Source organism: Enterovirga aerilata, assembly GCF_013044135.1.
GTDB classification, from domain to species: Bacteria; Pseudomonadota; Alphaproteobacteria; order Rhizobiales; family Beijerinckiaceae; genus Enterovirga; species Enterovirga aerilata.
The window spans coordinates 306,778-317,080 of sequence record NZ_JABEPP010000007.1 but is presented as its reverse complement, the minus strand read 5'-3'; the positions used below and the strand labels follow the sequence as shown (position 1 = coordinate 317,080).

Genomic DNA, 10,303 nt, shown 5'->3' with positions numbered 1-10,303 from the left:
ACTCCCGCGACAGCTCCTCGGGCGTGCGACCCGACCGAACCAGATCGACCAGCTGCCTGCGAAACTCCGCCGGATATGGCGGCCGATGTCTCGGCATGTGAACACCTCCTGCTCAAGGGAAAAAGGTGTCCACGTAAGCGGGTCAACTCCAGTATTAGTCATGAGCAGCATGTTCTGCGCTTCGGGTCATTGGGCTGTTGTACGAGGTTTGCTCCGGGATGCGCTACCCACGAGCGCGCCTGGGGCACTATCTGCCCGAGGAGGAAACCAGCGAGCGTGAAAAGCTGTCGAACCCGCTGAGGGCGGCATTCTGCACCGCGCGCACGCGAGCACGTCAACTGTGTTCAGAGGAACGACACGTCCGGGGACGTCCGAGGAAAGCCCCTGCAATCCACCGAAAAATGTGGGCTTAAATGAGGGGGACAGATCCCTGGCTGGGCGAAAAGGCTACCCGAAACAATCACTTAACCTGCGGCAGTGGCGGAGAGGGGGGGATTCGAACCCCCGATACGGTTGCCCGTATGCCGCATTTCGAGTGCGGTGCATTCAACCACTCTGCCACCTCTCCGGTGCATCTGTCTCCCCGGCCCAATTCCGCCTCCCGTCAGTGACGCTGCGGCTTGGGCATTCGGTTGCGACACGTGGCGAACGCCAACTAGCCCAAGGGGGCGCCGGTGACAAGGCGCAGCGGCTGCGGACGTGGCACGCACCCGGCTGCACCGATCCCGCCGCAGATGGCGTGCTGGTACCGGTTCCGCTCGTCAGGAGCCGGAGGCATCCAGGCGCTTCTCGGAAGGCCCCGGGGGCGGCGCCTCAGTCGTCCCGAACACGTCAGGACGACGGAGAGCGGGGCTTCGGGCGGCCGAGGCGGGCGGGAAGCGGCATTCGCCTCCGTCCCTCCTCGCCGGGCGGTCGCCCGGCTTCACGTGAGCTCCGGACGAAGCCTCGGAGCTGAACGACCCCTAATGCAGGATCTGGCTCAGGAAGAGCTTCGTGCGCTCGTGCTGCGGGTTGCGGAAGAACTCGTTCGGCTCGTTCGCCTCCACGATCTGCCCGGCATCCATGAAGATGACGCGGTTCGCGACCTGGCGCGCGAAGCCCATCTCGTGCGTCACGCAGAGCATGGTCATGCCCTCCTCCGCCAGGCTGACCATGGTGTCGAGCACCTCCTTGACCATCTCGGGGTCGAGCGCCGAGGTCGGCTCGTCGAACAGCATGATCTTCGGGCTCATGCAGAGCGAGCGCGCGATGGCGACGCGCTGCTGCTGCCCGCCCGAGAGCTGGCCCGGATACTTGTGCGCCTGCTCCGGGATCTTGACCCGCGTGAGATACTTCATCGCGATCTCTTCTGCGTCCTTCTTCGGCATCTTCTTCACCCAGATCGGGGCGAGCGTGCAGTTCTCCAGGATCGTCAGGTGCGGGAACAGGTTGAAATGCTGGAACACCATGCCGACCTCGCGGCGGATCTCGTCGATCTTCTTGAGGTCGTTGGTGAGTTCCGTGCCGTCGACGATGATGCGGCCCTTCTGGTGCTCCTCCAGGCGGTTGATGCAGCGGATCATCGTCGACTTGCCCGAGCCCGAGGGCCCGCAGATGACGATGCGCTCGCCCTTGTTTACCGACAGGTTGATGTCGCGCAGCACGTGGAACTCGCCGTACCACTTGTTGACGCCGATGAGCTGCACGATCGGCTCGCCCGTGGCCGGCTTCGCCGTGGTGGATGTCTGCTTCGCCATGGCCGCCATGAGGGTCACCGTCTTTGTCCGGCCGCGAGTCGCCGCTCGACCATGAGCGAGTATCGCGACATTCCGAAACAGCACAGGAAGTAGAACAGGGCCGCAAAGGCGTAGCCCGTGTTCGACACGGTCGGCGCCGCCCATTGCGGGTCGATCCGCGCCGACTCGATCGTCTTCATCAGGTCGAAGACGCCGATCACGTAGACGAGGCTCGTATCCTTGAAGAGCCCGATGAAGGTGTTGACGATCCCCGGGATGACGATCCGGAGCGCCTGCGGCAGGACGATGAGCCCCATCATGCGCCAGTAGCCGAGGCCGAGCGACATCGCGCCCTCGTACTGCCCCTTCGGCACGGCCTGCAGCCCGCCGCGCACCACCTCCGCCATGTAGGCCGAGGCGAAGATCGCGACGCCGACCAGCGGCCGCAGCAGCCGGTCCACCGTGATGCCGGCGGGCAGGAAGAGCGGCAGCATGGTGTTGGCCATGATCAGCACGGTGATGAGCGGCACGCCGCGGATCACCTCGATGAAGATCACGCAGGCGAGCCGGACCAGCGGCAGCTTCGAGCGCCGGCCGAGCGCCAGGAGGATGCCGAAGGGCAGCGAGAAGACGATGCCCACGACCGAGACGAGGAGCGTCACCAGGATGCCGCCCCAGAAGGCGGTCGAGACCGGCTCGAGCCCGATCGCGCGCCAGCCGGTCAGGAGCACGAAGGACGCGATCGGGAAGACGATGAAGAAATAGGCCGCGCCGATGTCGCGCCGCGGCGCCTTCAGCCAGAGCAGCCAGCCGAGCCCGAAGGCCAGCATGGCGAACCAGACGTCGACGCGCCAGCGCTCTGCGACCGGATAGGCCCCGTAGGTGAAGTAGCCGATCCGATCGACCACGAAGGCCCAGCAGGCACCGACCGGCCGGCCGGCCATGTCCTCGCGGCAGGCCGCGCGGTCCGCCCCCGTCCAGACCGCGTCGATGAAGAGGAAGCGGACGAGGGGAGGAACGAGGAGATAGAGCAGGTAGAGGACGACGAGAGTGAGGATCGTGTTGGGAACCGACGAGAACAGGTTCTGCCGCGCCCAGGCGATCGGGCCGCGTACGAGGGTGGGCGGCGGCAGGGGATCGCTCTGCCGCGCCTGGACGTAGGAGAGCGACCCGCCGGAGAGCGACTGGACGGCCATGGCTTACCGCTCCACCAGCGCCTTGCGGGCGTTGTACCAGTTCATGAAGGAGGCCGTCGCGATCGAGATCGTCAGGTACACGGCCATGGTCATCGCCACGCATTCGATCGCCTGGCCGGTCTGGTTGAGCACCGTCCCCATGAAGACCTGGACGAGGTCCGGATAGCCGATCACGACGGCGAGCGACGAGTTCTTGGTGAGGTTCAGATACTGGCTCGTGAGCGGCGGAATGATAACGCGCATGGCTTGCGGGATGACCACCAGCCGCAGCGTATGGCCAGGCTTGATGCCCAGCGCATGCGCCGCCTCGGTCTGGCCCTTCGACACCGCCAGGATGCCCGCGCGGACGATCTCCGCGATGAAGGCGGCGGTGTAGATGACCAATCCGAGCGTCAGGGCGACGAGTTCGGGGAAGACCTGCAGCCCGCCGCGCAGGTTGAAGGTGCCCTTGATCGGCAGGTCGAAGGAGATCGGGTTCGCGGCGACGAGCGCCAGCACGGCCCAGGCAAGCAGCGGCAGCCCGACCACGAAGCCGATGCTGGCGGAGATCACGGGCGATTGCTGGCCGGTGGCCGCCTGCCTGCGGTGCGCGCGGACCGCATAGCCGATGGCGGCGACCACCCCGAGCGCGAACGCCGCGAGCACGATCCAGGCATCCGGGGCGAAGACCGGCCGCGGGATATAGAGCCCGCGATTGTTCAGGAAGACGCTGGTGCCGACGCCAAGCGAGTTCCGCGGCTCGGGAAGCGAGCGCAGGACCGCGATGTACCAGAAGAGGAGCTGCAGCAGGAGCGGCAGGTTGCGGATGAGCTCGACATAGGCGGTCGCGACCCGCGCGACGATCCAGTTCGAGGACAGCCGGGCGATGCCGATCAGGAAGCCGAGGAACGTGGCAAGCACGACGCCGATCGCGGCGACGAGCAGCGTGTTGAGGAGGCCGACGATGAAGGCCGCGCCATAGGTCGAGGTCGCCGAATACGGGATCAGGGTCTGGCTGACGTCGAAGCCCGAGGTCGAGTTGAGGAAGCCGAAGCCGGACGCGATCTTGGCGGCGCGGAGGTTCTCGATGGCGTTGCTCGCTGCCATCCAGACCAGCCCGACGATGACCGCCACCAGGACGATCTGGTAGACGATCCCGCGCACCTTCGGGTCGTTCACGAAGGACGCTTTGGCGGGCTGCGGCGCCCGGGCGATGCTCGACAAGCCTTTTCTCCGGCCGGGTTTATTGGCTCACCACCCGGCCCTGCGCCTCCGACGCAAGACCCGGGCCTGAGCGGTGGGGCGCCCTCGAGCGGGCGCCCCGGTCGCGGTCAGCGGATCGGGGCGGCGAACTGGAGCCCGCCCTTGTTCCAGAGCGCGTTCAGGCCGCGCTTGATCTTCAGGCGCGAGCCCTCGCCGACGTTCCGCTCGAAGATCTCGCCGTAATTGCCGACGCCCTTCACCATCCGGACGACCCAGTCCTTGGTGAGCCCGATCGACTCGCCGAACGAGCCCTCGACGCCGAGGAGGCGCTTCACCTCCGGATTGTCCGACTTCAGCATCTGGTCGACATTCGCCTTGGTCACCCCGAGTTCCTCGGCGATGAGGAGCGCGTTGTGGGTCCAGCGGACGAGGTCGGCCCATTGCGGATCGCCCTGGCGCACGCCCGGGCCGAGCGGCTCCTTGGAGATGATCTCGGGCAGCACGATGTGGTCGTCCGGGGCGGATGCGCGCAGGCGCTCGGCATAGAGGCCCGAGGCGTCCGTCGTGAAGGCGTCGCAGCGGCCGGTGTCATAGGCCTTGAAGGTCTCGTCGGAGGTCGCGAAGGCCACGACCTCGTACTTCATGTTGTTGCCGCGGAAATAGTCGGCGAGGTTGAGCTCGGTCGTCGTCCCCTGCTGGGTGCAGACGGATGCGCCGTTGAGCTCCTTAGCCGAGGCGACGCCGAGCTTCTTGCGCACCATGAAGCCCTGGCCGTCGTAGTAGTTGACCGCCGGGAAATCGAGGCCGAGCGTCGTGTCGCGCGACATCGTGACGGTGGTGTTGCGGATCAGGACGTCCACCTCGCCCGATTGGAGCGCGGTGAAGCGGTCCTTCGCGGCGAGCGGCGTGAAACGGACCTTGGTCGGATCCCCGAAGATCGCCGCCGCGATGGCCCGGCAGTAATCGACGTCGAAGCCGGTCCAGTTGCCCTGCGCATCCGGCACGCCGAAACCGGCAAGGCCGGTATTCGCGCCGCACTGGAGGAAGCCCTTCTGCTTCACGTTGTTCAAGGTCGCCTGGGCCGAGGCGCCCGAAGCGCCGAGCCCGACGCCGGCGAGGCCGACGGCGAGCCCGAGCGCGAGCGTGGCGAATTTGGAGGTCATGATGGGAGGTTCTCCACTCTGCTTATGCCTGTTTCTTCACCGGCGCGCGCCCCCTCCGCTCTCGCCGGACACGGCCGCGCGCCGCCTTCTCGCAGCTTTGATGCCATCGAAGGCGACAAACGCAAGCCGGTCAAGTGAGGCGGCCTGCAACCTTCGCTTGACGCGGCAAAGCCGCCGCGGCCATGACCGGCGCGATGGCCCAGCACCCTTCCCGACATCTCGACCGCTTCCGCGAGCGCACCCGGCTCGTCCATGCCGGGCGCGAGCCCTTCGATCAGCACGGCTTCGTCAACACGCCAATCTATCGCGGCTCCACGGTACTGTATCCGACCGTCGACGACCTGAAGCACCGGCGCGGGACATACAGCTACGGAACCAAGGGCACCCCGACCACGCGCTCGCTCGAGACGGCCTGGTCGAGCCTCGCGGGCGCGGCCGACACGGTGCTCACGCCCTCGGGCCTCGCCGCGATCACGGTCGCGCTCATGACCGTGTGCCGGGCCGGCGGCCACCTCCTCGTGACCGATTCCGTCTACCGGCCGACGCGCAACTACTGCGACACGGTGCTGAGGCGCTTCGGCGTCGAGACTACCTACTACGACCCGCTGATCGGCGGCCGCATCGGCGAGCTCATCCGCCCCGAGACCTGCGCGGTGTTCACCGAGGCGCCGGGCTCCCAGACATTCGAGATGCAGGACATCCCGGCCATCGCGGAAACCGCCCGCGCCCACGACATCCCGGTGCTCATGGACAATACCTGGGCGACGCCGCTCTTCTTCCCGCCGCACGAGATGGGGGTGGACATCGCGATCGAGGCCGGCACCAAGTACCTCTCCGGCGGCTCGGACCTGCTGCTCGGCCTGACCTCGGCCAACGCGCGCTGGGCCAGGAAGCTGCGCGACACCTTCGACGCCTGCGCACCCTGCGCCGGGCCCGAGGATGTGTTCCTCGGCCTGCGCGGCCTCCGGACGATGGCTCTCCGTCTGAAGGAGCACGAGCGCCAGGCGCTCGAGATCGCGCTCTGGCTCGCCGCCCGCCCGGAAGTCTCCCGCGTCCTGCATCCCGCCCTGCCGGAGGATCCCGGCCACGCGATCTGGCAACGGGACTTCCGGGGCGCCTCCGGCCTCTTCGCGGTGATCCTGAAGCCCGCGAGCGAGGCCGCGGTCGCGGCGATGCTCGACGGGCTGGAGCTGTTCGGGATGGGCTATTCGTGGGGCGGGTTTGAGAGCCTGGTCATCCCGTTCGACGCCGCGAGCTACCGCACGGCCACCGAGTGGAAGCCGGAAGGGCCAGCCCTCCGGTTCCATATCGGGCTCGAGGACCTGGAAGACCTGAAGGCCGATCTCGATGCGGGCTTCGCACGGCTCAGGGCGACCGTTTGACCCGCGCCCAGCAACAGGAACGGAGGTGAGGGACCCATGTCCGTGCACGCAACCCGCATGCCTTCGTCGCGCCCGCCTTCCCGGCTCGCGAAGATCCTGTCGCGCACCTCGCCGATCACCTGCATCGAGGATCTGCGCGTCATCGCCGAGCGGCGGGTGCCGCGGATGTTCTACGACTACGCGGATTCCGGCTCCTACACGGAGAGCACCTATCGGGCGAACACGGCCGATTTCGCGCCGATCAAGCTCCGGCAGCGCGTCGCGGTCGACATGACGAATCGCACGCTCGCCTCGACCATGGTTGGCGAGCCCGTGGCGATGCCGGTCGCGCTCGCGCCGACCGGGCTCACCGGAATGCAGCATGCGGACGGCGAGATCCTGGCCGCCCGCGCCGCGGCGAAGGCGGGCGTACCCTTCACGCTGTCCACCATGAGCATCTGCTCGATCGAGGACGTCGCGGAAGCCACGGGTCGGCCGTTCTGGTTCCAGCTCTACGTGATGCGCGACCGCGACTTCATCGACCGGCTGATCGGGCGGGCGCAGGCGGCGGGCTGCTCGGCCCTCGTCCTGACGCTCGACCTGCAGATCCTCGGCCAGCGGCACAAGGACATCAAGAACGGCCTCTCGACCCCGCCGAAGCCGACGATCCGCAACCTGATCAATCTCGCACTGAAGCCCTATTGGTGCCTGTCCATGCTCGGCACCCAGCGGCGCACCTTCCGCAACATCGTCGGGCATGCCAAGGGCGTGTCGGACCTCTCCTCGCTCTCCTCCTGGACGGCCGAGCAGTTCGATCCGGCGCTGAACTGGGATGACGTGAAGCGCATCAAGGACCGCTGGGGCGGGAAGCTCATCCTGAAGGGCATCCTGGATCCGGAGGATGCCGAGCTCGCCGTGCAGAGCGGCGCGGACGCGCTGATCGTGTCGAACCATGGCGGCCGTCAGCTCGACGGCGCCCTGTCCTCGATCTCCGCGCTGCCGGCGATCGTGGACGCCGTCGGCGGCCGCATGGAGGTGCTGTTCGACGGCGGCATCCGGTCGGGCCAGGACGTCCTGAAGGCGCTTGCGCTCGGGGCGAAGGGCACCTTCATCGGGCGAGCCTTCCTGTACGGGCTCGGCGCGCTCGGCGAGCAGGGCGTGACGCTCGCGCTCGACATCATCAGGAAGGAGCTCGACGTCTCCATGGCGATGTCCGGCCTGCGCGACGTCACGCACGTGGACGCGCGCATCCTGGCGCGCAATCCCTATGCTGTGGCGCGCCCCTGATCACCAGACGGGGACGAAGAACCGGCCGTATTTCGACTGGATGAAAGCCTTCACCTCCGGCGAGCGGTAGATCTCGATGAAGCGCTTCAGGCGCGGATCGTCCTTGTCGGCGGCCCGCGTCACGAATTGCAGCGCATAGTGATCGTCGCCGAAGCCGTCGGCCAGGAGCGCGCGTTCAGGATCGCCCCCGGACATCATCAGGAAGCTGATGCTGACCTGGGCGAGGGTGACGTCGTCCAGCGAACGCGGCAGCTGCGCCGCCTCGAGCTCGCGGAAGCGCAGCTTCTTGGGGTTCGACACGATGTCGATGACCGTCGCGTCGTCGCCCGCGCCGGGCTTCAGCTTGATCAGGCCGGCCTTGTCGAGAAGCCGGAGGCCGCGGGCGCCGTTCACCGGATCGTTGGCGATGGCGACCCAGGCGCCGTCCGGAACCTCGGCGAAGGTCTTCACCTTGTTCGAGAAGAGCCCGACCGGCATGACGTAGGTCGGCGCCACGGCCGCGAACTTGTACCCGCGCGCCTTGCTGGCCGCGGTCATGAAAGGGATGTGCTGGAACAGGTTGGCGTCGATGTCGCCGTTCGCCAGCGCCTCGTTCGGAGTGATCCAGTCGGTGAACTCGACGACCTGGACCTCCAGCCCCTTCTCCTTCGCCTTGGCGACGGCGAAGTTGAGGATCTCCGCGAGCGGCCCACCGCCTGTGCCGATCTTGAGCGGCTTGTCCGAGGGTGCCGTGAGGCCCGGGACGGCCGCGAAGGCGGCCGTGGCGGCGAGACCCGCCCGCAGGACGAGCCGGCGATCCGGCGTGGGGAGACGATCGCGAAAGCGAGACATGCTCGAACCTTTGAGAGGAAGGGAAAGGAGAAGGAAGCGCCGCTACTCGGCCGCGATAGCCGCCGGGCGGGGCCTGAACCGCGCCGCCGGATGGCTCTGCGGCAGCCGCGCGCGACCCGGTCCGAACAGCTTCTCCCGGAAGGTGCCGGGCGCGTATTCGCGCTTGTATGCCCCGCGTTCCTGGAGGATCGGCACGACGAGATCGACGAAGTCCTCCAGCCCCTCCGGCGTCACCACCCGGCTGAGGTTGAACCCGTCGATATCCGTCTCCTCGACGATGCGGATGAGCTCGTCGGCGACCTCCTCGGCGGAGCCGACGAGGGGCGGATTGCGGCTGCCGAGGCCGCGCGGCCCGAAGATCTTGCGCAGCGTCCAGGTCTCGTCGCTGTCGATCGTAACCGACTCGAGCATGGAGTTGATGGCGTCGTTCTTCTCGTAGCGCAGCGGCTCGTCCGGGTCGTAGCCCGAGAAGTCGATCCCGGTGCTGGCGGCGAAATGCGCGAGCGCGCCCTCGTAGCTCGCGTATCGCCGGTATTCCGCGAACTTCTCCTCCGCCTCCGCCCGCGTGCGGCCGACCACGGCCGTACGGCTCAGGAAGAAGAGGAGGTCGTCGCGACCGCGCCCCTGCGCGGCGGCGCGGGCGCGCGTATCGGCCACGGTTCTGCGCGTGTGGTCGTTCGTCGGGCCCGCGAGGAAGACGCATTCCGCATGGCGGGCCGCGAAGTCCCGCCCCCGGCTCGACGCGCCGGCCTGGAACAGGACGGGGGTGCGCTGCGGCGACGGCTCGGACAGGTGGATGGCGTCGAGCCGGAAGCGCTTGCCCTCGTGCCGGACGGCGCGGACCTTCTCGGGACGCGTGTAGACGCGCCCGGCACGATCGCGCACGACCGCATCGTCGTCCCAGCTCCCCTCGAGGAGATTGTAGATGACCTCGAGGTATTCCTCGGCCGATTCGTAGCGGTCGTCGTGCTTCACCTGCTCCGACAGCCCCATGGCCTTTGCGGCACTGTCCAGGTAGCCGGTGACGATGTTCCAGCCCGCTCTGCCGCCCGTCAGGTGGTCGAGCGTCGAGAAGCGGCGCGCGAGGAGATAGGGCGGCTCGTAGGTCGCGTTGGCCGTCACCCCGAAGCCGAGATGCTCGGTCACCGCCGCCATCACCGGCACGACCAGGAAGGGATCGTTGATCGGGGTCTGGACCGCGTGCCGCAGGGAGGGATCGCGACTGCCTTCCTGAACATCATAGACGCCGACGATGTCCGCCAGGAAGATCCCGTCGAACAGCCCGCGTTCGGCCGTGCGCGCGAGATGCTGCCAGTAACCGATCGTCGTATACTCGCTCGACCGATCCCTCGGATGCGTCCAGAGGCCGTGCTGTATGTGGCCGACGCAGTTCATGTCGAATGCGTTCAGCCTGATCTGCTTCGGCAACGTCCCTGATCCACGTCGATTGATGGTGACGCGTATAGACTATGCTGGTAATTCAGCGGTCAAGATGGAATGTTTTACCTGATCGAGAGCTGATCACGATCGAATTAGGTCATGAATGTCGGCACGGAGAGATCGTTTGC

At 67.2% G+C, this 10,303-nt stretch carries 8 protein-coding genes and 1 tRNA gene; 2 read left to right on the top strand and 7 right to left on the bottom strand.

All coding sequences use genetic code 11. The features are described from left to right. Positions 1-478: 478 nt before the first annotated feature. The 5 genes from HJG44_RS23060 to HJG44_RS23040 all read right to left on the bottom strand — a co-directional run bounded on the left by HJG44_RS23060 (position 479) and on the right by HJG44_RS23040 (position 5,256). Positions 479-568: transfer RNA gene (locus tag HJG44_RS23060), tRNA-Ser, on the bottom strand. A gap of 394 nt (positions 569-962) precedes the next feature. Continuing rightward, positions 963-1,736 (bottom strand): amino acid ABC transporter ATP-binding protein, encoded by a 774-nt coding sequence (locus HJG44_RS23055; protein WP_171220764.1) that lies wholly within the window; start codon positions 1,734-1,736, stop codon positions 963-965. Positions 1,737-1,750: 14 nt separating this feature from the next. Further along, the gene (locus HJG44_RS23050; protein WP_171220732.1) at positions 1,751-2,911 is read right to left on the bottom strand and encodes an amino acid ABC transporter permease; all 1,161 of its coding nucleotides are present in this window, start codon (positions 2,909-2,911) and stop codon (positions 1,751-1,753) included. A gap of 3 nt (positions 2,912-2,914) precedes the next feature. Continuing rightward, positions 2,915-4,114 carry an amino acid ABC transporter permease gene (locus tag HJG44_RS23045; protein WP_246736435.1) on the bottom strand — a complete coding sequence of 400 codons (1,200 nt, stop codon included), beginning with the start codon at positions 4,112-4,114 and terminating at the stop codon, positions 2,915-2,917. Positions 4,115-4,221: 107 nt separating this feature from the next. Continuing rightward, positions 4,222-5,256, bottom strand: a complete 1,035-nt coding sequence (locus tag HJG44_RS23040) for an amino acid ABC transporter substrate-binding protein (RefSeq protein WP_171220731.1) — start codon at positions 5,254-5,256, stop codon at positions 4,222-4,224. A 194-nt stretch (positions 5,257-5,450) separates the two neighbouring features. On the opposite strand from HJG44_RS23040, the gene metC reads away from it, so the two are divergent. Further along, a complete protein-coding gene (gene metC, locus HJG44_RS23035) occupies positions 5,451-6,638 on the top strand; it encodes a cystathionine beta-lyase (RefSeq protein ID WP_171220762.1) in 1,188 nt (395 codons plus the stop codon). A 57-nt stretch (positions 6,639-6,695) separates the two neighbouring features. Further along, positions 6,696-7,904, top strand: coding sequence for an L-lactate dehydrogenase (locus HJG44_RS23030; protein ID WP_171220761.1), 1,209 nt, complete (start codon positions 6,696-6,698; stop codon positions 7,902-7,904). Here the strand turns inward: HJG44_RS23030 and HJG44_RS23025 are convergent, their stop codons facing one another. After that, positions 7,905-8,735, bottom strand: coding sequence for a MetQ/NlpA family ABC transporter substrate-binding protein (locus HJG44_RS23025; protein ID WP_171220730.1), 831 nt, complete (start codon positions 8,733-8,735; stop codon positions 7,905-7,907). A gap of 42 nt (positions 8,736-8,777) precedes the next feature. After that, the gene (locus HJG44_RS23020; protein ID WP_171220729.1) at positions 8,778-10,163 is read right to left on the bottom strand and encodes an NtaA/DmoA family FMN-dependent monooxygenase; all 1,386 of its coding nucleotides are present in this window, start codon (positions 10,161-10,163) and stop codon (positions 8,778-8,780) included. Positions 10,164-10,303: the final 140 nt, after the last annotated feature.